Origin of the sequence: Croceibacterium soli, assembly GCF_009828065.1 — a bacterium.
GTDB lineage: Bacteria > Pseudomonadota > Alphaproteobacteria > Sphingomonadales > Sphingomonadaceae > Croceibacterium_B > Croceibacterium_B soli.
Genome location: NZ_WTYK01000003.1, coordinates 18,876 through 44,887, shown reverse-complemented (window position 1 = coordinate 44,887; position 26,012 = coordinate 18,876). Strand labels below are relative to the sequence as shown.

22 protein-coding genes and 2 tRNA genes are annotated in these 26,012 nt (G+C 66.1%); 16 read left to right on the top strand and 8 right to left on the bottom strand.

Annotation, left to right across the window (positions count from 1 at the left end):
* Window positions 1-448 precede the first annotated feature (448 nt).
* Window positions 449-2,266 (top strand): S9 family peptidase, encoded by a 1,818-nt coding sequence (locus GRI75_RS06010; protein WP_160746068.1) that lies wholly within the window; start codon window positions 449-451, stop codon window positions 2,264-2,266.
* 392 nt (window positions 2,267-2,658) lie between these two features.
* Here GRI75_RS06010 and GRI75_RS06005 read toward each other — a convergent pair whose 3' ends face one another.
* Window positions 2,659-2,865: a hypothetical protein gene (locus GRI75_RS06005; RefSeq protein WP_160746067.1), complete on the bottom strand. Its 207-nt coding sequence runs from the start codon at window positions 2,863-2,865 to the stop codon at window positions 2,659-2,661.
* Window positions 2,866-3,098: 233 nt separating this feature from the next.
* Here GRI75_RS06005 and GRI75_RS06000 point away from each other — a divergent pair, with 233 nt between their 5' ends.
* Window positions 3,099-5,267 (top strand): prolyl oligopeptidase family serine peptidase, encoded by a 2,169-nt coding sequence (locus GRI75_RS06000; RefSeq protein ID WP_235911369.1) that lies wholly within the window; start codon window positions 3,099-3,101, stop codon window positions 5,265-5,267.
* 68 nt (window positions 5,268-5,335) lie between these two features.
* Here the strand turns inward: GRI75_RS06000 and GRI75_RS05995 are convergent, their stop codons facing one another.
* The 3 genes from GRI75_RS05995 to GRI75_RS05985 are packed head-to-tail and all read right to left on the bottom strand — an operon-like array spanning window position 5,336 to window position 8,234.
* Window positions 5,336-5,980, bottom strand: coding sequence for a TadE/TadG family type IV pilus assembly protein (locus GRI75_RS05995; protein WP_160746066.1), 645 nt, complete (start codon window positions 5,978-5,980; stop codon window positions 5,336-5,338).
* Window positions 5,977-6,600 carry a TadE/TadG family type IV pilus assembly protein gene (locus tag GRI75_RS05990; protein WP_160746065.1) on the bottom strand — a complete coding sequence of 208 codons (624 nt, stop codon included), beginning with the start codon at window positions 6,598-6,600 and terminating at the stop codon, window positions 5,977-5,979. Before GRI75_RS05990 ends, GRI75_RS05995 begins: the two co-directional genes overlap by 4 nt.
* Window positions 6,597-8,234 (bottom strand): Tad domain-containing protein, encoded by a 1,638-nt coding sequence (locus GRI75_RS05985; RefSeq protein WP_160746064.1) that lies wholly within the window; start codon window positions 8,232-8,234, stop codon window positions 6,597-6,599. The genes GRI75_RS05990 and GRI75_RS05985 overlap by 4 nt, the downstream gene beginning before the upstream one ends.
* Window positions 8,235-8,374: 140 nt before the next feature.
* Here GRI75_RS05985 and pobA point away from each other — a divergent pair, with 140 nt between their 5' ends.
* The 5 genes from pobA (at window position 8,375) to accC (ending at window position 12,720) form a co-directional block, all read left to right on the top strand.
* Entirely contained in the window at window positions 8,375-9,544 is a 1,170-nt protein-coding gene (gene pobA, locus GRI75_RS05980; RefSeq protein WP_160746063.1) for a 4-hydroxybenzoate 3-monooxygenase, read from the top strand.
* A gap of 69 nt (window positions 9,545-9,613) precedes the next feature.
* Complete coding sequence (locus GRI75_RS05975) at window positions 9,614-10,027, top strand: holin family protein (RefSeq protein ID WP_160746062.1); 414 nt, start codon at window positions 9,614-9,616, stop codon at window positions 10,025-10,027.
* Between the two features lie 346 nt (window positions 10,028-10,373).
* Window positions 10,374-10,808 carry a type II 3-dehydroquinate dehydratase gene (gene aroQ / locus GRI75_RS05970; RefSeq protein WP_160746061.1) on the top strand — a complete coding sequence of 145 codons (435 nt, stop codon included), beginning with the start codon at window positions 10,374-10,376 and terminating at the stop codon, window positions 10,806-10,808.
* 76 nt (window positions 10,809-10,884) lie between these two features.
* A complete protein-coding gene (gene accB, locus GRI75_RS05965) occupies window positions 10,885-11,367 on the top strand; it encodes an acetyl-CoA carboxylase biotin carboxyl carrier protein (protein ID WP_160746060.1) in 483 nt (160 codons plus the stop codon).
* Window positions 11,368-11,370: 3 nt separating this feature from the next.
* Window positions 11,371-12,720: an acetyl-CoA carboxylase biotin carboxylase subunit gene (gene accC / locus GRI75_RS05960; RefSeq protein WP_160746059.1), complete on the top strand. Its 1,350-nt coding sequence runs from the start codon at window positions 11,371-11,373 to the stop codon at window positions 12,718-12,720.
* Between the two features lie 715 nt (window positions 12,721-13,435).
* On the opposite strand, the gene GRI75_RS05955 is transcribed toward accC, so the two are convergent.
* Entirely contained in the window at window positions 13,436-13,900 is a 465-nt protein-coding gene (locus GRI75_RS05955) for an Lrp/AsnC family transcriptional regulator (protein ID WP_160746058.1), read from the bottom strand.
* A 181-nt stretch (window positions 13,901-14,081) separates the two neighbouring features.
* On the opposite strand from GRI75_RS05955, the gene GRI75_RS14745 reads away from it, so the two are divergent.
* From GRI75_RS14745 to GRI75_RS05930, 5 genes are all read left to right on the top strand, one after another.
* Window positions 14,082-15,776 (top strand): sensor histidine kinase, encoded by a 1,695-nt coding sequence (locus tag GRI75_RS14745; RefSeq protein ID WP_160746057.1) that lies wholly within the window; start codon window positions 14,082-14,084, stop codon window positions 15,774-15,776.
* Between the two features lie 30 nt (window positions 15,777-15,806).
* Window positions 15,807-16,802 carry a polysaccharide deacetylase family protein gene (locus GRI75_RS05945; RefSeq protein ID WP_160746056.1) on the top strand — a complete coding sequence of 332 codons (996 nt, stop codon included), beginning with the start codon at window positions 15,807-15,809 and terminating at the stop codon, window positions 16,800-16,802.
* A gap of 56 nt (window positions 16,803-16,858) precedes the next feature.
* Window positions 16,859-16,934 (top strand) — tRNA-Ile (locus GRI75_RS05940).
* A 19-nt stretch (window positions 16,935-16,953) separates the two neighbouring features.
* Window positions 16,954-17,030: transfer RNA gene (locus GRI75_RS05935), tRNA-Pro, on the top strand.
* 113 nt (window positions 17,031-17,143) lie between these two features.
* The gene (locus GRI75_RS05930) at window positions 17,144-17,374 is read left to right on the top strand and encodes a hypothetical protein (protein WP_160746055.1); all 231 of its coding nucleotides are present in this window, start codon (window positions 17,144-17,146) and stop codon (window positions 17,372-17,374) included.
* 15 nt (window positions 17,375-17,389) lie between these two features.
* On the opposite strand, the gene GRI75_RS05925 is transcribed toward GRI75_RS05930, so the two are convergent.
* On the bottom strand, window positions 17,390-18,751 hold the full coding sequence (locus GRI75_RS05925) for a M20/M25/M40 family metallo-hydrolase (RefSeq protein WP_160746054.1): 1,362 nt from the start codon (window positions 18,749-18,751) through the stop codon (window positions 17,390-17,392).
* A gap of 114 nt (window positions 18,752-18,865) precedes the next feature.
* Between GRI75_RS05925 and ettA the strand changes: the two genes are divergently transcribed.
* On the top strand, window positions 18,866-20,545 hold the full coding sequence (gene ettA / locus GRI75_RS05920; protein ID WP_160746053.1) for an energy-dependent translational throttle protein EttA: 1,680 nt from the start codon (window positions 18,866-18,868) through the stop codon (window positions 20,543-20,545).
* A gap of 479 nt (window positions 20,546-21,024) precedes the next feature.
* Here ettA and GRI75_RS05915 read toward each other — a convergent pair whose 3' ends face one another.
* Window positions 21,025-21,309, bottom strand: coding sequence for an acylphosphatase (locus GRI75_RS05915; RefSeq protein WP_160746052.1), 285 nt, complete (start codon window positions 21,307-21,309; stop codon window positions 21,025-21,027).
* Between the two features lie 204 nt (window positions 21,310-21,513).
* Here GRI75_RS05915 and GRI75_RS05910 point away from each other — a divergent pair, with 204 nt between their 5' ends.
* Together GRI75_RS05910 and GRI75_RS05905 are read left to right on the top strand one after the other, a co-directional pair.
* Entirely contained in the window at window positions 21,514-22,362 is an 849-nt protein-coding gene (locus GRI75_RS05910; protein WP_202389626.1) for an RcnB family protein, read from the top strand.
* A 137-nt stretch (window positions 22,363-22,499) separates the two neighbouring features.
* Window positions 22,500-23,192, top strand: coding sequence for a prolyl hydroxylase family protein (locus GRI75_RS05905; protein ID WP_160746050.1), 693 nt, complete (start codon window positions 22,500-22,502; stop codon window positions 23,190-23,192).
* Between the two features lie 364 nt (window positions 23,193-23,556).
* Here the strand turns inward: GRI75_RS05905 and GRI75_RS05900 are convergent, their stop codons facing one another.
* Window positions 23,557-25,155, bottom strand: coding sequence for a lysine--tRNA ligase (locus GRI75_RS05900; protein WP_160746049.1), 1,599 nt, complete (start codon window positions 25,153-25,155; stop codon window positions 23,557-23,559).
* Window positions 25,156-25,460: 305 nt separating this feature from the next.
* Here GRI75_RS05900 and GRI75_RS05895 point away from each other — a divergent pair, with 305 nt between their 5' ends.
* Entirely contained in the window at window positions 25,461-26,012 is a 552-nt protein-coding gene (locus tag GRI75_RS05895) for a pseudouridine synthase (RefSeq protein WP_160746048.1), read from the top strand.

The window sequence follows — 26,012 nt, the reverse complement described above, 5'->3', positions numbered from 1 at the left end:
AAAATCGCCGTTCCTTCCAACGGGCGAGGGGTCAACACCAATCCTCTTTTCTCAGAACCGCCTCTACTTTCTCACCACACGGCGTAGTGGAAACCTAGTTACCGACAGTGTCTTATACGAGATCTTGGTGTGGAGTTCTCGATGTGTCGTTGAGAATTTCAGTCGCGTATCAGAAAGATGTCCAGGTGGGCCTCTGTTGACCATCAGAAGGAGTTCCACTTCCGGTAGGCAGCAACGCGCGGGACCATTCGACGTTCGTTTTAGTCCGGACGGGCGGAAAGTGTACTTCCTTGAGCCAGATGGCGAAGACTCACTCAGATTAGTTTCAATCGAGGTCCATTCCGGACGAGAGAAAATTATCGCGAGTGCTGAAGACTTCATTGCATACATCATCGCGGGAGACGCACTGCTCCTCGCATCGCGAGGCTCCGTCAAGTTGCCCCCAGTAGTGCGCTACCCCGCCCATGAATTGGAGTATGCTCCTTTCGGTCGGCCTCCTTCCTCCCAAGAGCTTCCCAATTTTAACGCGCTCAGGAGTTGGCGGCTTGCATCGGTGGCCCAATTTGAAGATCGTTGGGTACTGGCTCAATCCGATACTCCGCCGGTACGGCTCCGATCGTTTGCCACATTTCCGACCTGGGAGCGGGCCGCATCGCCCAGCGGTCGTTACGTGGTCGGATATTCTGACTTAGAAGGCGTTCGTTCTTTTTCGCTGCTAAACACTGCGTCGGCGGCTGTCCGCGAGCTTGCGCCTCTATCCGCTCCAGATGGCGAGCCTGCATGGTCGCCCGATGAGCAGCACGTAGTTTTGATAGGGGGGCTCGCAAAGGGCAGCTCAGAGGTAGATCCGAAAGCGGGTTTCAAGAGATATCGCGAAAGTAGGATTATCCTAGTCTCTCTAAATGATAATAAGTCTGTCGATTTGGGGCCAACATACTCATTCCTCGCAGATCGTATCATCGGGACGACTGAAGCAGAGTGGCTTTCCAAAACACATCTAATGCTCAGTCGAATCGATTTCAGATCCAAGCAAAAGCAATCAATGCTTTACAGACTGGTTGGCGGCACCTGGAGACAGGAAGGTATTCGCCCAGCCGCGGCGAAGTTTTCATCCTCCGGACAACAAAGGAAACTCCCCGACTTGAGCGTGACGTTAGAACAGGGAGCCAACCAGCCACCGGTGGTGGTTGCTAAGCTGGGTGTCCGTTACCAGGAATTGACGAAAGCCGATCTTAAACTCTCGATTGTCAGGTGGTCTCAATCGACGGAGATAAATTGGCAGGATCCAGATGGTAAGCAATACTCCGCGGGTTTATGGCTACCTAGGGGTTATATACCCCGAACGCCAATTCCGATTGTCATACAAAACTACTTCTACAATCGCGATTTCTTTCTTCCAGATGGTCCGTTTCGAGGTACCGGCGATAGTGCGCAAGCCTTAGCAGCGAGAGGTATCGGCGTGGTTCAATTAGGTAGTATCAGCCGGGCGAACACCGGTAGACTCGAAGAGGTTACCGAGTTTTACAGGGAGCTCGAAAGCTTGGTGCATCACCTGGTTCAGTCAGGTTTGGCTGACCAAGATCGAATAGGTTATACTGGATTTTCGAGATCTGGCTTTCTGGGCTTTTACGCTGTTACGCACCCGGGCAAGTATCCATTGGCCGCAGCTGTTCTAGTCGATGCGTATACTGGGTCGTTCTCGGACCATCTCAGATTTAAATCATTAGTATATGGAAAGCCGTTCTACGAAGACAAGAAAACATGGATTGAGCATGAAACAACTTTCAATGCGGATCGTATTCGCACGCCGACTCTACGAACGACGCATATGGGTGAGGAGCCAAATAAAGGAGACTATATTGGGATAGACCATGAAACCTTGGGTGCTTATGCGGCGAACGATAAGCCCATTGAATGGCTGTTCTTCCCGGAAGGTGGCCACCATCTGCAGAGGCCTCGTGAGCACTTATACCTGAACGAAGCTACAGTCGATTGGATGGCCTTCTGGTTGAAAGGTGAGGTGCCTGCGAATGTACACCGCGCAAGAAGGTGGCTGATGCTGAGAACGATGCAGGAGGCGGTGCTGGCTAAGCTGGCTGCTAAAGGTGAAAAGGTCGCGCCGCTCCCGCCACTCGTGGCTGCACCGGAATGGGCTAAGCCCGAACCGCTACCTCCGTTGCCGACAACGACAAATGAAAAGTCCTTGCCAATTCACCAAAAGGCTTCTGTCTCAACGCGCCAATTACGTGAGGTCTCAGCGAATTGACCACCCCACCTTAGGCCCAACCAGTGAGGCCGAAGTAATGCCAAATTTGTCGCGTGACCCAGCGTACAGCCCGGCGAAATTCGTGGGATGCCGAACTCGTGTGACGCCACCGTGCCAAATTCGTCGGGCGAGAGCGCTTGAGCCTTTTCCAAATGAAGGTTCCGAATCCAAGCGGCTAGTGCGGCAGGCCCACCCCCGGCCCCTCCCGCAAGCGGGAGGGGAGGAAGGGGAGCTTCCCTCGCGGATGCGGGAGGGGAGGACGCGAAGGCGATTGCGTGGGGGGGTGAGCTCGGCCTAGAGCCGGGGCATGAGAACACAGGTTTGCATCATCGGCGCGGGGCCGGCCGGGCTGCTGCTCGGCTAGCGGTCGGGTTCCGCGGGTCCCTGCCCCCTCAGTCGCACTCCAGCCGCGCCAGCTCCTGCGTATTGCTGAGGTCGTTGTTGCGGCGGCCGCGGACGTTGAAGGCGCTTTCGTGGCGGATCGTCTCGGTCAGCGGGAAAATCGTGGAGGAGACCAGGGGCTGGTAGTCGTAGGTCACCTCGGCGACCATGACGGCGGTGCCGGGGATGGAGACGATCCGGTTGCCGGGCGGGCCCATGCCCTGCTCGAGCGTGTCGTCGTTCCGCCCGTCGCCCTCCTCCCCGTAAGCGGGGTCGACGGGGAGATCGCCCCAGCAGCGCTGCCAGTCGAATGCGGAAACCGCGCGCCCGAGCGTCTAACCCTCGGGGGGTCACGCGGGGGACGCACATGCAAGGAGCCCTGGTGCAATCGCGGCGCACATCGGTAAGAGGTGCGGATGAGGGACTCACGCTCGCCGAACCGCCACAATCGATGGAACGCCATATGCACCGCAGCCTGGTTATCGGTCTTCTCGCCAGTGTCTTCGCTTTGACCGCCAACGCGGACGCCGCGTCGCCCGCGGAGGAGCCTGCGGCGGAGGGGCGCGCGCCGCTGTCCTATCCGCGGACACGCACGGCCGAGGTCGCCGAGCAGCAGTTCGGGGTCGCGGTCGCGGATCCGTACCGCTGGCTCGAGAACGATGTCCGCAGCGATGCGGAAGTGAAGGGCTGGGTCGAGGCGCAGAACGCCGTCACGGACCGGTTCCTCGCCACGCTGCCGGGCCGGGCGGCGCTCGAGCGGCGCATCACCGAGTTCTACGACTACGAGCGGTTCGGCGCGCCGGTGAAGAAGGGCGGGCGCTATTTCTACGCCCACAACTCCGGGCTGCAGAACCAGTCGGTCCTGTTCGTCCGCGAAAGCCTGGGCGGCGAAGGGCGCGTGCTGATCGACGCCAACACCTGGTCGGCAGACGGGGCGACCGCCCTCGCCGACTGGACGCCGAGCGAGGACGGCCGGTACCTGGTCTATTCGATCCAGGACGGCGGCTCCGACTGGCGCACGGTGAAAGTGCTCGACGTCGCCACCGGCGAGGACACCGGCGACGAGGTGAAGTGGGTCAAGTTCTCCGGCATGGAGTGGGCCAAGGACGGCAGCGGCTTCTTCTACACCCGCTTCCCGGAACCGCAGGCGGGGCAGGAGTTCCAGTCCACCAACCTCAACGCCAGGATCTACTTTCACAAGCTGGGCACGCCGCAGACGGCCGACCGCCTCGTCTACGCGACGCCGGACAAGCCGAGCTACGGCCACTATGCCAGCGTGAGCGATGACGGCCGCTGGCTGGTCGTCACCACCGCCGAGGGCACCGACGACCGCTACGAGGTCCATGCGATCGACCTGCGCGATCCGGGCGCGGAGCCGAAGGCGCTGGTCACGGGGCTGGAGAACAACTGGAGCTTCATCGGCAACGAAGGCGCGCGCTTCTTCTTCATCACCAACAAGGACGCGCCGAAGCTGAAGATCGTGGCGATGGACGTCGGTCGGCCGGGCAACCCGGTCACGCCCGTGGTCGCCGAGAGCGAGGCGACGCTGGACGGCGCATCGATCGTCGGTAGGCGGCTGATCGCGTCCTACCTGGCGGATGCGAAGTCGCAGGTCAGCGTGCACGATCTGCAGGGCAGGAAGCTCTCGTCGGTCGACCTCCCCGGCATCGGCACCGCCGGCGGCTTCCGCGGCGACATGGGCGATGCGGAGACCTTCTTCTCCTTCAGCAGCTTCAACCGCCCGACGACGATCTACCGCTACGATGTGCGCAGCGGCGAGGTTTCCGAATGGGCCGTGCCGAAGGTGGCGTTCAATCCCGACGATTACGCGGTCGAGCAGGTGTTCTACGCCTCGAAGGACGGCACGCGCGTGCCGATGTTCATCGTCCGCAAGAAGGGGACGAGCGGCCCGGCGCCGACGCTGCTTTACGCCTACGGCGGGTTCAACGTCTCGCTGACGCCGAGCTTCTCGCCGACGCGGCTCGCCTGGCTGGAGCAGGGCGGTGTGTTCGCGCTGGCGAACCTTCGCGGCGGAGGCGAGTACGGCAAAGCATGGCACGACGCCGGCCGCCTGGCGCAAAAGCAGAACGTGTTCGACGATTTCATCGCTGCCGGCGAGTACCTCAAGGCGAACGGCATTGCCTCCCCGAAAGGCCTGGCGATTCAGGGCGGCTCCAACGGCGGCTTGCTGGTCGGCGCCGTGGTGAACCAGCGCCCGGACCTGTTCGACGCCGCCAATGCGGCGGTCGGCGTGATGGACATGCTGCGCTTCGACCGGTTCACCGCTGGGCGGTACTGGGTCGACGATTACGGCTACCCGGACAGGGAAGCCGACTTCCGCACCCTGCTGGCCTACTCGCCCTATCACAACATCAAACCGGGCGTGGCTTACCCGCCCATGCTGGTGACGACGGCCGACACCGACGACCGCGTCGTGCCGGGGCACAGCTTCAAGTACATCGCCGCGCTGCAGGCTGCCGATCCGAACGGCCAGCCGCACCTCATCCGCATCGAGACGCGCGCCGGCCACGGATCGGGCAAGCCGACCGACAAGATCATCGAAGAAGCGTCCGACGTGCTCGCCTTCTTCGCCCGCTTTACCGGGCTGCAGTTGCCGTAATAGCGCCCGGCTCCTGGCCCTGACGCTTGGCGAGGCGATCGCGAAAGCAGGCTTTCCGATGAACCCCCTCAGGAGCAATCGAGGCGGGCGAGGTCCTGGGTGTTGCTGATGTCGTTGTTGCGGCGGCCGCGGACGTTGAAGGCGCTTTCGTGGCGGATCGTGCCTGACAGGGGCAGGATCGTGGCGGAGATCAGCGGCTGGTATTCGTAGGTGACCTCGGCGAACATCACCGCGGTGCCGGGGATGGACTGGATCCTGTTGCCGGGCGGGCCCATGCCCTGCTCCAGCGAGGCGTCGTTCCGCCCGTCGCCCTCCTCGCCGTAGGCGGGATCGATGGGAAGATCGCCCCAGCAGCGCTGCCAGTTGATCGTCTGTCCATGCCGGTTGCCGGTGCGGCCGTTGTCCTGCAGCGAGGACAGCACGATGCGGCCGTTGGCTTCGAAATCTACCGACTCCCCGATCACGTTCGCGCCGGCGAAAACCTCGTAGAGGTTGGCCTCGTCGATGCCGGTGGTGACGCGGCCGGCGTTGTCGGCGACGGTCATCGCGATCTGGTTCACCTTGAGGTGGGTGAGCGCGTAGTTGGCGAGTTCGAGCCCGCCGAGCGTGGCGAACAGCAGCACCGGCGCGGCGAAGGCGAACTCGATGAACGCGACGCCGCGCTCGTCCGCTCGCATGCGGCGCAGGAGGCCGTTGAAGCGCGGCACTTTCATGCCTCGTCCCCGCAGACGACCGGCGGCGTGCGCTGCTCTCCGTAAGGCTGGTTGCGGACCGCGGTGGCGACGCTCATTTCGTAGTTCGGCGAGAAGCCGATCAGGCCGGCCACGGGCAGAAGGCGCGGCATGACGAGATCGGCCTGGTAGAACGCGACGTCGTTCGCCCCGCCGATGCCGGAGCGGCCGGTGTCGGTGTCGTACTGCCCGTCCTCGTCGAGATCCGAGAAGCAGTCGCCGTCCGCGGCGTCGTAGGAGCCGTCACCGTTCTCGTCGCGCATCAGCTTCTCGGGATTGCCGATGCCGCTGAAGTCGTAGAAGTTGCTCTGGCTGATGGTGATCGTGGCGCCGGGGGTGATCGCCTGCAGCCGCTGCGCGATGGTGTTCTCCACCCGCTCCTCCGTGGTCGAGCCGCTGGCGGTGAATGCCGGGTCCTCCACCGCGGCGCGCCTCGCCGCGTCGTTGAGTGCGCCTTGCATCACGGTGCGGATGTAGCTCTGGTGGCCAAGGTCGAATGCGCCCATTACGAGCACGCAGAGCGGCATCGCAATCAGCGCGAACTCGACGATCGTCGCGCCCCGGGCATCGCGCCGCAGCGAGCGCAGGAAACTTCCGATCATCGCGTCAGCCTCAGGTTGCCGATGCCCTGGCCGATGCGCTCGAACACCTGCTCGAGGTCGGTGCCGTCGCTGACGAAGAAATGGTCGGAGGTGGTGGCGCAAGGCTCGATGTCGTCGGTGTCGCTCACGTCCAGGGCGATCACCCACACGGTCACGCCCATGTTCCTGATGGTCTCGCAGACCGAGTCGAAGCGGTCGATATGGCGCCCGTTCTGCGACCCGGAAGTGCCGAGGCGCCGCTGGTAGGTGTCGACGCCGTAGGCGGAGTAGAGCGTCGCGCCGGTATCGAGCATTCCGTCGGTCATGAAGACGATGTGCGTGTTGACCGGCACGTCGTCGATCTCGGTCACGTTGTCGCCCTGGTTGAAGTTGTTGCCGGCGAAGAAGCCGGTGCGGGAGACGAACCGCGCGCCCCAGAGCATGCCGATGTCGTGGTACGTGCCGCCGGTGGCGAAGGCGGTGGCGGTATCGATCGCGGTCTGGAACGCGCCTTCGCTGGCATATTGGCGCAGGCGGGTGGCTTCGGGCGGGCAGCCTTCCTGCGTCTGGCCCCGCTGGACGAAGGGATCGTAGCGGCCGAACTGCAGGTGATCCTGATTGCCGCCGTTGCCGGCGCGGGTGTCGACGTCGGCGCGCGAGACGGTGGTGAGGATCTGGAACTGGTTGGTCGGGGTGCCGACGCTCGGCCGCTCCTCGATGCAGCCCATGCCGCTGTCCCTGAACCCCTGCCGGTTGCCGGGATAGGCGCCGTTAGCGTTGTTCCAGTAGGAATTGCTGATGTGGACGGTCTTCGATCCGTTGCGGCGGAAGCTGAGGCTGTCGATATACTTCTGCTGCCCGTTGATCGTCTGCACGCCGGTCCTGGGCCGCGGCCCGTCGACGGAGCGGTTCTGGCAGTTCCAGATCTGGTGGCCGTTCGTGTCGCAGATCCGGTAGTCCCAGGTGCCGTTGATGTATTGCTGATCGACCAGGATATCCCGGTTCATCAGCGAACGGGCGACGTTCACGGTGTGGGAATAGGGCACGATGCCGTAGCGGGTCACCGATCCGTCGCCCGAGTCGAGCGCCCGATAGAGGCCGATCGCACCGTTGCGCAGGCGGCCGAGCCTGGAGCCGGCCTGTTCGACGCCGCCGCAAGAACCGGCAACGCCGGGCGGGCAGTTCATCGAACCGGTGACGTCCAGCACCAGGACGATGTCGTTGTGGCCCATGTCGCGGGTGGCGTCGCAGGAGACTTCCAGCGGGATCGCGTCGTAGCCGAAGATGCGCATCAGCGATGTGGGCACCGAGGCCTCTGCCGAGCCGACCAACTGCGACCTGTTGTCGGCATCCTGCTCGACCGTGAAGTCGATCCCGGTGGAGCCGGAGGTGCCCTCGGGGAAGTTGAACGCGAAGAACTTGGCGGCTTCCGCTTCGACGGCGCTGTCGAAAGTCGTGCCTTGCATGAACTGGCGGCCGGCCAGGACGCCGGCGTCGCAGGCATTCTGCAGCTTGGCGCGGGTCATGTAGGCGACGCTCATGTCGAGCGCGGAGCCGATCACCGCGGTCAGCGGCAGGATCGCGGCGGCGCAAATCGCCAGCGCGTTGCCCGCCGTGTCGTCACGCAGCCGCTGCAGTATGCCCGGAATTCGCACTGAGAATTTCCCCGATTTCGCGGGTCGTATTACTACGGGGGGCCTAAGGGGCTGCGAAAACGCATGGCTAACGGAATGCTAACGCGGGCGGCCGTGAAGGCGATTGCGCGCAGGCGCGACCTGCGCCTAGAGGCCGGGCCATGAGAACACAGGTTTGCATCGTCGGCGCCGGGCCGGCCGGGCTGCTGCTCGGCCATCTGCTGCGCGCGGAAGGGGTCGAGTGCGTCGTGATCGAGCGCCGCTCCCCCGAATACGTCCTCGGCCGGATCCGCGCCGGCGTGCTCGAGCAGATCACCGTCTCGCTGATGGAGCGGCTCGGGCTCGACGGACGGCTGAAGGCCGAGGGCCTGCCGCACGACGGGTTCAACCTGGCCGACGGCGAGCGGCTGATCCGCATCGACGTGGCCGCGCTGACCGGCAAGCAGGTGGTCGTCTACGGCCAGACCGAGTTGACCCGCGACCTGATGGCGGCGCGCGAGGAGCGCGGGCTGGAGGTGATCTACGATGCGGAGGACGTCGCCCTGCACGAGGTGGACGGCGACGCGCCGTTCGTGACCTACCGCAAGGACGGCGCCGAGCGCCGTGTCGACTGCCGCTTCATCGCCGGGTGCGACGGGTTCCACGGGCCGAGCCGCAAGGCGGTGCCGGCTTCGGTCGGGCGCGAGTACGAGCGGGTCTATCCGTTCGGCTGGCTCGGCATTCTGGCCGACGTGCCGCCGTGCAACCACGAGCTGATCTACGCCAACCACGAGCGCGGCTTCGCCCTCGCCTCGATGCGCTCGGAAACGCGCAGCCGGTACTACGTCGACGTGCCGCTGAGCGAGCGGATCGAGGACTGGCCGGACGAACGGATCTGGGACGAGCTGGCGATCCGCCTGGGCCCGGAAGCCGCGGCGCAGATGACGCGCGGGCCGGCGCTCGAGAAATCCATCGCGCCGCTGCGGAGCTACGTCTTCGCGCCGCTGCGGCATGGCAGCCTGCTGCTGTGCGGCGATGCGGCGCATATCGTCCCGCCCACGGGGGCCAAGGGGCTCAACCTGGCCGCGTCCGACGTGCACTATGCCGCCGAGGCGCTGACCGGGTTCTTCCGGGCGAACGACGGCGATGCGATCGCGGGCTATTCGGACCGGGCGCTGGCCCGGGTGTGGAAGGCGGAGCGGTTCAGCTGGTCGCTGACCCGGCTGATGCACCGCTTCCCCGAGGACGGCGCGTTCGAGCGGGCGATGCAGGTGGCGGAACTCGACTACATCGCGACGAGCCGGGCGGCGCAGACGAGCCTTGCGGAAAACTACGTAGGACTGCCGATTTAGGCACAAACAACTTTCCTATTCGAACCAAATGGGTTCATATAGCGCGAATCGCTGCTGCGGAGTTGCGCCATGCCCGTTCTCGAATCGCTCATCGGACCCATCGCCTCGATCATCGACAAGGTGATCCCGGACAAGGACGCCCGCGCCAGGGCCAAGCTGGAACTGCTCGAGTTGCAGGGCACCCAGGAGATGCGCCGGATCGAGGCGCGGCTCTCGGCGGTGGTGGCCGAAGCCCGCTCGCCCGATCCCTGGACCAGCCGGGCCCGCCCGAGCTTCCTCTACGTGATGTACGCGCTGATCCTGTGGTCGCTGCCAATGGGCGTGCTGGCCGCATTCGACCCCTCGCTGGCGCGGGCGATCGGCGGTGGGATCACCGCCTATCTCGGCGCTCTGCCGACCGAGCTCTATACGCTCTTCGGGACGGGATACCTCGGCTACACCGCTGCCCGGCAGTGGGGCAAGGCAAAGGGGGTGGAGACGTAGGGTGCACGCGTCCAGGCCCACCCCCGGCCCCTCCCGCAAGCGGGAGGGGGGAGGTAGACGCAGCCACCCCGATATCCTCCCATCCTTCCCCAAAAAACCTCGTCATGCTGAACTCGTTTCAGCATCCATCTCTCAACCGGGACCGGTGTGCTCCGGCAGGCACTAGTGGCCCTGCGCTGCCCAAGAGCGAGCTCCGCCCCAGCGGCGGAATGGGCCCTGAAACGAGTTCAGGGTGACGAGGATTGGTGTTCACCTCACTTGGGGCCTCCGCGTCTCGGCGTGACTCTTTTCGCTTTTGCCCGGGCGGCGCCTTGCCGCTATGCCACCCGCACAAGGGGAATTCCACATGACCGACACCGTGTTCGTCCTCAACGGACCCAACTTGAACCTGCTCGGCACGCGGGAGCCGGAGATCTACGGCTACGACACGCTGGACGACATCGCCGGGCGGCTGGAGGACAAAGGCAAGGCGCTGGGGCTGAGCATCGAGATGCGCCAGTCGAACCACGAAGGGCACTTGTGCGACTGGCTGCACGAGGCGCAGGCCGACGGGGCCAAGGCGGTGATCCTCAACGCCGGCGCGCTGACCCATACGAGCCTGGCACTCTACGATGCGATCCGGTCCATCAAGGTGCCGGTGATCGAGGTGCACGTCTCCAATCCGCTCGCGCGGGAAGCGTTTCGCCACAAGAGCTTCGTCGGCATGGCGGCGAAGGGAACGATCGCCGGCTTCGGGCCGTTCGGCTACGAACTGGCGCTGGAAGCGGCGGCACGGCTCTGAGCCTGATCGCTCACCCTTGCCTTGTCGCGCCTGTCGCCGCATAGGCCACCCCTGACCGACCCAGAACGAGGACTACATGGCCGAAAATAAGGCTGTTTCCGGGCGCGGCCCGGGGATGACGATCGATGAGAAGCTGGTCCGCCAGCTGGCCGATGTGCTGGCCGACACCGGGCTGACCGAGATCGAGGTTGAAGAGGGCGACCGCCGGATTCGCGTGTCGCGCGCGGCCGTTGCCGCCCCGGCGCAGCAGATCATGGCCCAGCCCATGGCCGCGCAGGCTCCGCCTCCGTCGGCCCAGCCGGCAGCTCCCGCCGAACCCGACCACAGCAATGCGATCAAGTCGCCGATGGTCGGCACCGTCTACCTGGCTCCCGAGCCCGGCGCGGACGACTTCGTGAAAGTCGGCGACCAGGTGAAGGCCGGCGACACGCTGCTGATCGTGGAAGCGATGAAGGTGATGAACCCGATCACCGCGCCTTCGGCCGGCGTCGTGAAGCAGATCCTGGTCGAGAACGCCCAGCCGGTCGAGTTCGACCAGCCGATGATCGTCGTCGGCTAAGCCATGGCCATATCCCGCATCCTGATCGCCAACCGGGGCGAGATCGCCCTGCGGATCCACCGCGCGGCGCACGAGATGGGCATCGAGACGGTCGCCGTACACTCGACGGCGGATGCCGACGCAATGCACGTGCGCCTGGCGGATCATGCCATCTGCATCGGCCCGCCGCCGGCGCGCGACAGTTATCTCAACGTCGCGGCGATCATCTCCGCCGCCGAGATCTCCCATGCCGACGCGATCCATCCGGGCTACGGCTTCCTTTCGGAGAACGCCCAGTTCGCGGAGATCGTCGAAGCGCACGGGCTGGCCTGGATCGGGCCGAAGCCCGAGCACATCCGCACCATGGGCGACAAGGTCGAGGCAAAGCGCACCGCGGGCGCGCTCGGCCTGCCGCTGGTGCCCGGTTCGGCCGGTGCCGTCTCCGACCCCGTCGAAGCGGCGCAGATCGCCGAGGAGATCGGCTATCCGGTGATCATCAAGGCCGCTTCGGGCGGCGGCGGGCGCGGCATGAAAGTGTGCACTTCGCCCGACCAGCTCGAAACGCTGATGAAGCAGGCCGGCAACGAGGCGAAAGCCGCGTTCGGCGACGACACGGTGTATATCGAGAAGTACCTCGGCAATCCGCGGCACATCGAATTCCAGGTGTTCGGCGACGGCAAGGGCAACGCGATCCATCTCGGCGAGCGCGACTGCTCGCTGCAGCGGCGCCACCAGAAGGTTCTGGAAGAAGCCCCCTCCCCCGTGATCACCCCGGAAGACCGCGAGCGGATGGGTGGGATCGTCTCCCGCGCAATGTCCGACATGGGCTATCGCGGCGCCGGCACGGTCGAGTTCCTGTGGGAAAACGGCGAGTTCTACTTCATCGAAATGAACACCCGACTGCAGGTCGAGCATCCGGTGACCGAGGCGATCACCGGCGTCGACCTGGTGCGCGAGCAGATCCGCATCGCCGACGGCAGGCCGCTGTCGTTCACGCAGGACCAGATCGAGTTCAAGGGGCACGCGATCGAGTGCAGGATCAATGCCGAGGACCCGTGGACCTTCGCGCCCAGCCCCGGCCTGGTGAACGCCTACCACGCGCCCGGCGGCATGCACGTGCGCGTCGATTCTGGGCTTTACGCCGGTTATCGCATCCCGCCGTACTACGATTCGATGATCGCCAAGCTGATCGTCTACGGCCGCACCCGCGAAGGCTGCATCATGCGCCTGCGCCGCGCGTTGGAGGAGATGGTGGTCGACGGGGTGAAGACCTCGATCCCGCTGCACTGCGCGCTGCTGGAGCAGCCGGACGTGCTCAACGGCGACTATTCGATCAAGTGGCTCGAGGACTGGATGGAGACGCGGGGGAGCTGATTGCTCCTCCGCTCGTCACTGCCAGCTCTTCGCGTGGGGCGGGATGGATCCTGAAACGAGTTCAGGATGACGGGGTTTTTGAACCTACCCCCAACCCCTATCGTCACCCTGAACTTGTTTCAGGGCCCATTTGGCCGCGGGCGCGGATGTCTGGAGTCCGTAGATCCTCCCCTGCAAGGGGAGGTGGCAGCTTGCAGGGCTGACGGAGGGGTGTTGCCATCCGCTGGCGGGGACACCCCTCCACCACCGCCTTCGGCGGCGGTCCCCCTCCCCCTCCGGGGGAGGATCGTTTTTTAGCTCACACGAAGGCACGAAGACACGAAGGTGTCGTGCATGCGGCTTCGTGTCATTGTGAGCCTCGTCGGCTCCGCAGCCGCGCTCCGCAGCCGCCAGCTCTTCGCGTGGGGCGGGATGGATCCTGAAACGAGTTCAGGATGACGGGGTTTTGAGCTCGCACCTACAGCGGCTACCTTCATCGTCACCCTGAACTTGTTTCAGGGCCCATTTGGCCGTGGGCGCGGATGTCTGGAGTCCGTAGATCCTCCCCTGCAAGGGGAGGTGGCAGCTTGCAGGGCTGACGGAGGGGTGTCACGGCTAGCGGCTACCCCCCTCCACCACCGCCTTCGGCGGCGGTCCCCCTCCCCCTCCGGGGGAGGATTGTTTTTTTAGCTCACACTCTCCCCTTTCGGGGAGGACCCGCGCTGCCGAAAAGCACTCAGTCCAGCGGGACGCCTGGTTCCTGTTTCGCGGTGCGGATGGTGAGGGAGGTCTTCACGCTGGCCACGTTGGGCGCGGGGGTGAGCTTGCTGGTGAGCAGTTCCTGGAAGCTTTGCAGGTCCTTGCTGACGATCTTGAGGATGAAATCGATCTCGCCGTTGAGCATGTGGCATTCGCGTACTTCGGGCAGGGTGCGGATGTGATCCTCGAACGCGCGCAGGTCTTCCTCGGCCTGGCTCTTCAGGCTGACCATGGCGAACACGGTGATGGCGAAGCCGAGCTTCGAGGCGTCGAGCTCCGCATGGTAGCCCTTGATGACGCCGGCTTCCTCGAGCGCGCGGACGCGGCGCAGGCACGGCGGCGCAGTGAGGCCGACGCGCTGCGCCAGTTCGACGTTGGTTACGCGGCCTTCGGCCTGCAATTCGGCGAGGAGCCGCCGATCGATTGAGTCGAGCGTTGCCATAGAATTCCGATGCCCCGGCTACCGAAGCCCTGCTGTTGCGATCCCAAGCCTGAAACTAAGCGCCAAAAGCATAGCTTCAACGGCAATTTAATTGCCTATGCCCGCAATTGTCCCGGTTTGCAACGCACCCGCAGCATCCCGTTCTGTTCGCTGCGCATCGCGCTAAGGCGATCGTGCGCGCGTGCATCCGCCCCGCCACGCCGCCGGAGACCCGATGCTGTTCGACGATCGCCTTGCCACAGTCCTGCGCTCCGGCGCTGCGGGCGAGCAGGCGGCGCGGACTCAGTTCCGGCAGTTGCTCGATCTGCTCGGCAGCATGCCGGCCGAAGCGACGGGGCCGCTGGTCGACGCGGCCTATCGGCGCCTTGGCGAGATCGGCGAAAACCTCGCGGCGGCGGAGCAATCGCGAATCCTGCGCGAGCCGGGGCTGCGGCTGCGCAATCCACGCCTGGTCGGGCAGCTGGCGCAAGGCGAGCCGCAGGCGTCCGCCGCGGCGATGGCCACCGCCCGGCTCAGCGAGGACGAGTGGAACGCGCTGATCCCGGAACTGCCGATGACCGCGCGCGGGTTCCTGCGCCACCGCCGCGACCTGCCGGAGACCGCCAAGCAGACACTGGCGCGGCTCGGCGTCGGCGACCTCGTGCTCCCGTGGCCGGAACCGGCGCCGGAAGAGCCCGAACAGCCCGCCCCCGCCCCGGCGGCAGAAGCCCCGGCCAGCGGCATCGGCGCACTGGTGAAAAGGATCGAGGCCTTCCGGAAAGAGCGCGAGGGAAGCTGGGCCGCGGCGGTGATCGCCCCGCGTCCGCCGCTCCAGGACAGCGCGACGCCCGCGCGCACCGAACCGCCGCGCGCGTTCGACTTCTCCACCGACGCCGCGGGGACGATCGATTGGGCCGAGGCGCCGGTCGCACCGCTGCTCGTCGGCCTCCGCCTCGCCGCCAGGGGCTCGGGTGTGTCCGGCTTCTGCGACGCGGCGACCGAGCTTGCCCTGCGCCGCCGGCTGCCGGTCCGCGGGGGCCGCGCGGACGTGCCCGGTGCGCCGCTCGTGGCCGGAACCTGGTCGATCGACGCCGCACCCTATTTCGAGGAGCAGACCGGCACCTTCCGTGGCTATCGCGGGCGGATGCGGCGCCCCCTCCCGGCGGAGCAGGCATCCGCCGACGGCGCCAGCGGCCGGATGCGCGAGGTGCTCCACGAGCTGCGCACGCCGGTGAACGCGATCCAGGGCTTCGCCGAGATCATCCAGCAACAGCTGTTCGGCCCCGCGCCCAACGCCTATCGCGCGCTGGCGGCGGCGGTGGGGGTCGACGCCGCGCGCCTGCTGGCCGGGTTCGACGAGCTCGATCGCCTGAGCCGGCTGGCGACGGACGCGCTGGAGCTGTCCGACGAGAGCTGCAACTTCCTGCTGGTGGTCGAGCGCACGCTGCGCCGGCTGGAGGGCGTCACCCGCCCGCGCAGCGCCCGGCTGCGCCTGCTGACCTCCGGCGAGAGCTTCGCCGTGCGGCTGGGGGAGGAGGACAGCGCCCTGCTCGCCTGGCGCCTGCTGGCCTCGCTCGCCGGCGCGCTGGCGCCCGGGGAGACGATCGAGCTGGCGCTGCGCGGCAGCGAGGCCGGGATCGAGCTGGAGGCGGAACTGCCGGCGGGGCTCGCCGCCGAGGAGGACTTGTTCAGCGGCTCCCCGCAAAGCCGGACGCCGGCGATCAGCGCCGGGATGTTCGGCAGCGGCTTCACGTTCCGCCTCGCCCGGGCCGAAGCCGAAGCGGCCGGAGGCGCGCTGACCGTGCGCGACGGCAAGGCGATCCTGACGTTGCCTCACTTGACCGTGGCGGCGCCCGGCCATAGCCATGCCGAGGGCAACGGCTCCGCCGCCGCCTGAGCGAACGCCGAGCCCTGGGGGGGGTGCGCGATGACGACGATTCCTGAACCGCCACCGGCCGGCAGAATGGCGCGGTTCGCGCCGGACTTCGGGCAGCGCTTCATCGTGACCGTCGATACCGAGGAGGAGTTCGACTGGACGGGGCCGCTCACCCGGGACGGCCACGGCATCGGCCACGTGGGGCAACTCGCCCGGTTCCAGCAGTTCTGCGAAGAGGCCGGCGTGGCGCCGATCTACCTGGTAGACTGGCCCATCGCCACTTGCCCGCTCGCGGCGGAGATCCTCCGGCCCGCGCTGCTCGAGGGGAAGGCGGAGATCGGCATGCAGTTGCACCCGTGGGTCAACCCGCCCTTCGAGGAGGAGGTGAACGCACGCAACTCCTTCGCCGGGAATCTCCCGGCGCGGCTGGAAGCGGCCAAGCTCGGCAGCTTGCGCGCGAAGATCGAGGAGGCCTTCGGCGTAGCTCCACTGATCTACCGGGCGGGCCGATACGGCGTCGGCCCCCGCACCGCGGAGCTGCTCACGGCGGAGGGGCTGGCGATCGACAGCTCCGTGCGTGCCAAGTTCGACTATTCGGCCGCCGGCGGCCCGGATTTCCGCCGCCATCCGCTGGCGCCCTACTGGGTGGACGAGGGGCGCGACCTGCTCGAGCTGCCGCTGACGACGGTGTTCTGGGGCATGCTCCGGCGCCAGGGAGACTGGCTCTACCCGGCGCTGTGGCGGGCGCCGCGGCTGCGCGGGGTGCTGGCGCGGCTGAGCCTGCTCGAACGGATCCCGCTGACGCCGGAAGGGGTTACCGTCGACGAGGCGATCCGCGGCATCGACATGGCGCTCGACGACGGCCTGCCGCTGCTGGTGTTCTCCTTCCACAGCCCTTCGCTGGAAGCCGGCCACACGCCTTATGTACGCGACGCCGGGGACCTGGAGGCGCTTTACGACTGGTGGCTCCGCGTGCTGGCCTATCTCGACATGCGAGGCGTGCGCCCGACCGGCGTGCGCGGCATCATGGAGGCGGTCGAGCGCTAGCCGCGCTTGCCACGGCGGCGCGCGGCGTCTAGGCGACGCCTGGCGTATAGCGGACGGGGCCTGTAGCTCAGCGGTTAGAGCTGGCCGCTCATAACGGCTAGGTCGCGGGTTCGAATCCTGCCGGGCCCACCATCCGCCCGCGAAAAAGAGTCGGGGAGTAGCGCAGTCTGGTAGCGCGCCTGCTTTGGGAGCAGGATGTCGCAGGTTCGAATCCTGTCTCCCCGACCATTTTCCAACACGTCCTACCTACCGCCTCGCGGGCGCAGCCTATGGCGCCTTGATCTATCTTAGTGCGGAACCGCGCGAAATGCCGGAGGGTGGTGCTGGAAGGAGCCCACCCCATGCCCCATTATACGCTGTTGCTCGATGCCGAGGCGAACGGGGAGGCGCAGACGATCGAGTGTTCCGCCGCCAACCCCTGGCTGGCGCTCGAGAAGTCGCGGAAGGCGATCGGCCGCCATGCCGTGGAACTGCGCGAAGGCGAGCGCAGCTTCGGCACGTTCAAACCCTGCTTCCCGCAGGACCGGGTCTGGGAGATCTCGCCCAGCCGCAGCCGGGTCCCGACTGCCTGACCCGGCGAAAGCGCCCTACCTTGCCGGCTTGATCGCCTTCGCCTCGTTGGCGAGGATGCCGACGACCTGAGTCCACACCGCGACGTTCTGGCGCAGCTGCGCCGGATCGACTTTGTCGAGCGTATCGTCCGGCGTGTGGTGGAGGTCGAAGTAGCGGGTGCCGTCCTGCTGCAGATCCAGGATCGCAGTCTTCTGGTCGCGGGCGATGCCGATGTCGGCGCCGCCGGTAGCCTCGGCGGTCGAGCCCGCTACACCGAAGCGCGCGACCGACTGCGCCAGCTTGTTGTGCAGTTCGGGATTGCTGGTGTGGAAGTTGCTGTCGAGCCGCCAGATCCGGTCGGCGCCGAAGTCGCTTTCCAGCGCCGCTGCGATCGGCTCGTCCTTGTGCGCGGCGGCATAAGCATTGCCGCCCCAGACGCCGGTCTCCTCGGCCCCGGCGAACAGCAGGCGGATCGTCCGCAGCGGCTGGCCGGTGGCGGCCACCGCCTTGGCTGCGGCGGCGATGATGCCGCAGCCGGAGGCGTCGTCGATCGCGCCCGTGCCGAGATCCCAGCTGTCGAGATGGCAGGCCAGCAGGACCGGCGGCAGCGATGGATTGCGGCCGGTGACTTCCGCCACGACGTTGCCGCTCTGCGTGTCGCCCAGCACGCGCGGGGTGAGCACCAGCTTCATGGTGACCGGGCGGCCTTCGGCGCGCGCCAGCATGCGTTCGAGGTTGTCCGCATCGGGGTTCGACAGCGCGCCCGCCGGAGTTGCCGCAGCGCCTTCAGGGAAAGTCGTGCCGCCGGTGTGCGGCGTGCGGTGGCTTTCGGTGCCGATCGAGCGGATGACGGTGGCGACGGCGCCTTTGCTCGCCGCCAGCGCGGGGCCGGTCCAGCGCGCGGGGCCGGCGAAGGAATAGCCGGAGCCGTCCTGCGTCGGGCGCATGTCGTGGCTGATGAAGGCGATCTTGCCGGCCAGACTGCCCGCCGGCGCGGCTTCCAGATCGGCGTAAGTCATGAAGCCGACCACTTCCGCCGTCAGCCCTTCTGCCGGGGTGGCGGCGCTGTTGCCGAGCGCGGTGATCCGCAGCGGCTGCGGGAACGGGGAGACGATCTCCGCCCGCTCCTCGCCGCGCACCCAGGTCTTCATGGTGTAGGGTTCCTCGGCCACGCGGGCAAAGCCCTGTCCCCGCAGCCACTCCATCGCCCAGGCGCGGCCCCGCGCTTCGGCTTCGGTCCCTGCCTGGCGCGGCCCGACCTCGGTCGTGATGCCTTCCACGAACTCCCAGGCGACGGCGTCGCCGGCGAGCGCCGCGTCGGCTGCATCGGAAAGCCCGTCCGCATGAGCGGGAACGGCGAGCGAAAGCGCGAGAAGCGCTGCAGGGAGATGCTTCATGCGGCAGGTGCTACCGAAGCCCGGCCGCGCTGCCAACCCGCTTGCCCCGCCCGGCCGCAACCCCTATCTGCCCGGCCAACCCTGCATTCACCCGATACGCCCCGAAGGACGACAATGGCCGCCCAATACGCATACGTCATGAAGAACATGACCAAGAGCTTCCCCGGCGCACAGAAGCCGGTGCTCTCCAACATCAACCTGCAGTTCTATCAGGGCGCCAAGATCGGCATCGTCGGCCCGAACGGCGCCGGCAAGTCGACCTTGATCAAGATCATGGCCGGCATCGACACCGAGTTCACCGGCGAGGCCTGGCCGGGCGAGAACATCACCGTCGGCTACCTGGAGCAGGAGCCGGAGCTCGATACGAGCAAGACCGTGCTCGAGAACGTCAAGGACGGCGCCCGCGAGATCGCCGACATGGTCGACCGCTTCAATGCGATCAGCGCCGAGATGGGCGATCCGAAGGACGACACCGACTTCGACGCGCTGATGGAGGAGATGGGCACGCTCCAGGAGAAGATCGACGCGGTCGACGGCTGGACGCTCGACAACCAGCTCGAGATCGCCATGGAGGCCCTGCGCTGCCCGCCGGGCGACTGGGAGGTCGACAACCTCTCCGGCGGCGAGAAGCGCCGCGTGGCGCTGACCCGCCTGCTGATCCAGAAGCCTTCGATCCTGCTGCTGGACGAACCGACCAACCACCTCGATGCCGAAAGCGTCGAATGGCTGGAGAACCACCTCAAGGAATATGCCGGTGCGGTGCTGATGATCACCCACGACCGCTACTTCCTGGACAACGTAGTCGGCTGGATCCTCGAGCTCGATCGCGGAAAATACTTCGCTTACGAAGGCAACTACTCGAGCTACCTGGAGAAGAAGGCCAAGCGCCTCGACCAGGAAGAGCGCGAGGAAAGCGGCCGCAGCAAGGCGCTGAAGGAAGAGCTCGAGTGGATCCGGCAGACGCCCGCCGCGCGCCAGACCAAGAGCAAGGCCCGTATCCGCAAGTTCGAGCAGCTTCAGGAAGCGCAGGACAACCGCAAGCCGGGCAAGGCCCAGATCGTCATTCAGGTGCCGGAGCGGCTCGGCGGCAAAGTCATCGAGGCGAAGAACATCTCCAAGGCCTATGGCGACAAGCTGCTGTTCGAGAACCTTTCGTTCATGCTGCCCCCGGGCGGCATCGTCGGCGTGATCGGTCCGAACGGCGCCGGCAAGTCGACTCTGTTCAAGCTGATCACCGGCAAGGAACAGCCCGACAGCGGCTCCATTGAGATCGGTGAGACCGTGCGCCTCGGCTTCGTCGACCAGAGCCGCGACCACCTCGACCCGAAGAAGAACGTCTGGGAGGAAATCTCCGACGGGCTCGACTACATGAAGATCAATGGCGCCGACGCGAGCACGCGGGCCTATGTCGGCGCGTTCAACTTCAAGGGCGCCGACCAGCAGAAGAACGTCGGCAAGCTTTCGGGCGGTGAGCGCAACCGCGTGCACATGGCCAAGATGCTCAAGACCGGCGGCAACGTGCTGCTGCTGGACGAACCGACCAACGACCTCGACGTGGAAACGCTCGGCGCGCTGGAAGACGCGATCGAGAACTTCGCCGGCTGCGCCGTGGTGATCTCGCACGACCGCTTCTTCCTCGATCGCCTGGCGACGCACATCCTGGCGTTCGAGGGCAACAGCCACGTCGAATGGTTCGAAGGCAACTTCGCGGCCTACGAGGAAGACAAGCGGCGCAGGCTCGGCGACGCGGCCGACCGGCCGACTCGCCTCGCCTACAAGAAGCTGACGCGCTGACAGGCGGGTCGCCCCCGCCTGCTCTGCGCGTGGGCGGGATGGATCCTGAAACAAGTTCAGGATGACGACTGAAACAAGTTCAGGATGACGACTGAAACAAGTTCAGGATGACGACTGAAGCAAGATCAGGATGGCGGAAATGGGGGCTGTCCGAACCCGGCCAACCCCACCATCGTCACCCTGAACTTGTTTCAGGGCCCATCTGTCAGCCACGCACAGACTTCCGCCAGAACGCGGACACAGCTCCCCTTTCAGACTCACACGAAGGCACGAAGACACGAAGGCGTCGCGCGCACGTCTTCGTGTCTTCGTGCCTTCGTGTGAGACTCAATTCCTCCCCTGTAAGGGGAGGTGGCAGCCCGCAGGGCTGACGGAGGGGTGTCACCCTATCTGAGACGGTTACACCCCTCCACCACCGCCTTCGGCGGCGGTCCCCCTCCGGGGGAGGATCTGGTCCGGCCGCCGACTGGCCGGGTCGTTTAGACCGTCCTCTCCTGCTTGAAGACCTCCAGCTCGCCGCTGGGCCCGACTTCGCGGACTTCGACCCGCTCCACTTCCGCGCCGGCGGGGCCTTCGTGGGCGAGCGCGATGAAGCGCTCGACGGCTGGCTCGCCACCTTGCACGATCGCTTCGACAGTCCCGTTGTGCCGGTTGCGGATCCAGCCGACGAGGCGCAGTTCGCGCGCCGTCTCGACCGCCCAGCCGCGGTAGAAGACGCCCTGCACGCGCCCGTGGATGGTGAGGTGCCGTGCTACCGTCGTCACAGGCTGCTCCATCCCGTTCGATGATGTCGCGACCACGTCCTCAATGCCATGAATGGCGAAGAACCCGCAAGGACTATTCAGGTTAAGGTTAATGTACCTGAACGGACGTCCGGCGGTCGGTTCACCGCCGCGACAGCACGACTCACCTAATCCTATGACATCATAGGCCGCGGCCACTCAGCGGCAGCCTTGGAGATGCCGCGAATGAAACGTCCTCAAATCTACACCGGCGGCGCGATCGCCGCCTTGGCAACCGCCCTTGCCTTTGCGGCCGTGCCCGCACAGGCGCAGGACGGCGAGCGCCGGGGCTGGCGCACCGCGCCCGCCGAAGAGCGCCAGGCTGCGCAGTCCGAACGTCGCGCCGAGCGCCAGGCGGAACGGTCGGCAGCGCAGGCGCAGCGTGCGGAACAGCGCGAGGCCCGCACCGAAGCCCGTCCGCAGCGCAACAGCCGCGAAGCCGTCCGCACGCAGCACCGCAACGATCCTCCGGTGGCGCGGGGCGGCTGGAACACCGGCAATGCCCCGCCCATGCGTTCCGTGCGCAATCCCGCCTATGTCGACCCGAACCGCAACGTCGACTCGCGTGACCGCGACGACCGCCGCGATCGCGAGCGTGACTGGCGTGACGACCGCCGCGATGGCAACCGCGATTGGCGCGACGATCGCCGTGATAGCGACCGCTGGCGCGACGGGCGGCGGGACAACGATCGCGACTGGCGCGACGGCCGCCGTCACGACTACAGCCGCTGGGATCGCCGCTGGCGCGATGACTCCCGATACAACTGGTACAACTACCGCAACTACAACCGGCATGTGTACCGCCCGGGCCGCTACTATTCGCCCTACCGGCACTACAACTACCGCAGGCTCGGGATCGGGGTGTTCCTCGACTCGCTGTTCTACTCGAACCGCTACTGGATCAACGATCCGTGGCAGTACCGCCTGCCGGAGGTCTACGGCCCCTACCGCTGGGTTCGCTACTACGACGACGCCCTGCTGGTGGACGTCCGCCGCGGCGAAGTGGTCGACGTGATCCACGACTTCTTCTGGTAAGGCGCACCACACTTCTGCCGGACTGAGTGGACCGGCGAAGCGAAGCCCCCGGCCGCAAAGCCGGGGGCTTCTGCGTTCAGGGGCGGGCGGATAAAGCGAGGCTTGCATCGCCGCCGCGGCGCATGGAAGATGGGCCAATGGCCTCCAACGTCACCACCATCAGGGTTCCCGAAGGCGAAGTGCCGGACCGGAGCGGTCTCAAGCGCGTCGGCGAAACCGTTCGCAAGCGGCTCGCCGCGAACAAGGACATCTACAAGCTGCCGACCGACCTGGCGGAGATCTTCGCGCTCGGCGACTTCATGAGCGCGGACGAGTGCCGACGGATGATCGAGATGATCGACCAGGTGGCCAAGCCGAGCAAGGTGTTCGATCTCTCCTACGGCGCGGATTACCGGACCTCCTATTCGGGCGACGTCGATCCGGCCGATCCGTTCGTGAAGAAGATCAGCCGCCGGATCGACGACCTGCTCGGCCTGGACTCACGCTGGGGCGAGACGATCCAGGGCCAGCGCTACCTGCCGGGCCAGCAGTTCCAGGCGCACTGCGACTGGTTCTTCACCGATGCCAAGTACTGGGCCACCGAGAAGACCCGCGGCGGGCAGCGGAGCTACACCGCGATGGTCTTCCTCAACGCTGTGGAAGACGGCGGCAGCACCGACTTCGGCCACATCGGCCTGTCGATCGAACCCAAGCAGGGCGCGCTCCTGGCGTGGAACAACGCCGATGCGGAAGGCGTGCCGAACCCGTGGACGCTGCACGCTGGGATGCCGGTGAAAGCCGGGGTGAAGTACATCATCACCAAGTGGTACCGGACCCGGCCCTGGGCTTGAGGGGTAGCCTGTCCTTAGATGATCAGAGAGTTCAGGTACGCGCCCCACGGAGGCGTCCGTGCGTGACTGCCACATGGACCCTGAAACAAGTTCAGGGTGACGATTGGTGGGGGGCAGGTTCAGACAGCCCCATCCGTCATCCTGAACTTGTTTCAGGATCCATCCTGCCACACGCGCAGGGCCGCGCGGGGATCGCCCATCGTCGCGTCCTCCCCTGCAAAGGTGGCAGCCCGCAGGGCTGACGGAGCGGGCCCGCCTCCTGGCGCAGCGCATGCGGCGGGCCCCCTCCACCATCCTTCGGATGGTCCCCCTCCCCGTTCCGGGGAGGATTTAGGGCGGAGCTCCTCGATCCTATTGGAACCCCCTACCGCGCCAGCGCCTCGGCGATGAGGCGGCGGGTGTTCTCGATGCCGTAGAGGGCGATGAAGCTGCCCATGCGGGGGCCTTGCGAGCTGCCGAGCAGGGTTTCGTAAAGCGCGCGGAACCAATCGCGCAGGTTTTCGAAGCCGAACTCCTCGCGCTTGCCGATTTCGTAGACGGCGGTCTGCAGCTCTTCGGCGGGCGTGTCCTCGGTGGCCTTCGCCAGTTCGGCGTCGAGCGCCCGCAGGGCCTCGGCTTCGTTCGGTTCGGGCGCGCGCCGGGTCAGCGTGGGTGCGACGAAATCGCGGTTGTAGGCGAGCGCGCAGTCGATCAGCGTTTCCAGCGCGGGACGATGCGCCGGATCGAGATCGGGGACGTAGTTGCCGAGGTACGTCCAGACCTGCTCGTGCGTGGCATGAGTGCCGAGCACGCCGACGAGGTTGAGCAGCAGGCCGTAGCTGACCGGCAATGTGTCGCCCGCGCCGCCTTTGTCGCCATTGGCCCGGAGCAAGTGCCAGGCGGGGTTGCCGAGCTGCTGCTCGAGCGGCTGCTCGGGAATCTTGGCGCGGAACTGCCAGTATTCGTCGACCGCCTTGGGGATGATCCCGACGTGCAGGCTCTTGGCGCTTTTCGGCTCGCGGAAGATGTAGAAGCCGAGGCTCTCCTCGGTGCCGTAAGTCAGCCACTCCTCAATCGTCAGGCCGTTGCCCTTCGACTTGGAGATCTTCTCGCCCTTCTCGTCCAGGAACAGCTCGTAGATCAGCCCTTCCGGCTTGCGCCCGCCAAGAACCTTCACGATCCGGCCCGACTGGGTGACGCTGTCGGTCAGATCCTTGCCGCACATCTCGTAGTCGACGCCCAGCGCGTACCAGCGCATCGCCCAGTCGACCTTCCACTGCAGCTTGGACAGGCCGCCGAGGGCGGACTGCTCGACCACCCTGCCCTCGTCCTCGAAACGGATGATCCCGGCACCGGCGTCGACCACCTCGACCGGGACCTGCAGCACGACGCCGCTGGTCGGGCTGATCGGCAGGACCGGCGAGTAAGTCTGGCGGCGCTCCTCCCGCAGGGTCGGCAGCATGATGTCCATGATCGCGCCGAAGTGCTGGAGCACGTTCTTCAGCGCGCCGTCGAACGCGCCGGAGTTGTAGCGTTCGGCGGCGGAGACGAACTCGTACTCGAAGCCGAAGCGGTCGAGGAAGGTGCGCAGGATCGCGTTGTTGTGATGGGCGAAGCTCTCGAACCCGCTGTTGAAGGGGTCTGGGATGCGGCTCAACGGCTTGCCGATGTTGGCCGCGAGCACGTCGGCATTGGGCACGTTGTCGGGGACCTTGCGCAAACCGTCCATGTCGTCGCTGAAGGCGACCAGCCGCGTCGGCGCGCCGCCGCTGACGATCTCGTAGGCGCGGCGGACCAGCGTGGTGCGCAGGACTTCCTGGAACGTGCCGATGTGCGGCAGGCCCGAGGGGCCGTAGCCGGTCTCGAACAGCACCGGCGCGCCACCAGGCTTGCCGTCGGGATAGCGTTTGACGAGCTTCATCGCCTCCTGGAACGGCCAGGCCTTGGACACGCGGGCGCCTTCGATCAGGGTCTCGTCAATCATGGCCGCGCTTTTGCCGAAGGGGAGCGCCCGTGCAAGCACCGAGTCGGCGGGAGCGCGAGAACATTCGCTGGCTGACACTCCGCCTGCGGGCGCATAGGGGACCGACGTGCGAACGAGGCTGAGCATATGCGCCCGAAAGGTGCGCTACGGTACGGAGCAGGATGCGGTCTCCGCCGCCGCGCGGTTCGGCCTGCCGCTCCTGCCTTATCGATGCGACCGGTGCGGCAGATTCCATCTGACCAGCCGGACCAAAGGCAAGCGGATCCCGCGGCCCGGTCGGAGCGAAACATGAAGGATTTACGGGCATGGCGCGGCTGATCCTGTTCAACAAGCCGTACGGCGTGCTCTCCCAGTTCACTGATCGCGGCACGGAGACCGAGCGGCAGACGCTGTCCGATTTCATCGCTGTGCCGGGCGTCTATCCGGCGGGGAGGCTCGACCGGGACAGCGAGGGGCTGCTGCTGCTCTGCGATGACGGGCGACTGCAGGCACGGATCGCCGACCCGCGCTTCAAGATGCCCAAGACTTATCTCGTGCAAGTGGAAGGCAAGCCGGCCGATGCGAGCCTGGAACTGCTGAGGAAGGGCGTGCGCTTGAAGGACGGCCTGACCCGGCCAGCCGAAGCGGAACGTATCGACGCCCCGAATATCTGGCCGCGCGACCCGCCGATCCGCGTCCGCAAGAGCATTCCCGACAGCTGGCTCAAGCTGACGATCCGCGAGGGGCGCAACAGGCAGGTGCGCAGGATGACCGCGGCGGTGGGCTTGCCGACGCTGAGGCTCGTGCGTTGGTCCATCGGCGACTGGACGCTGGAGGGCATCGCTCCCGGGGAGTGGAGCGAGACTTCGGCCGTCTAG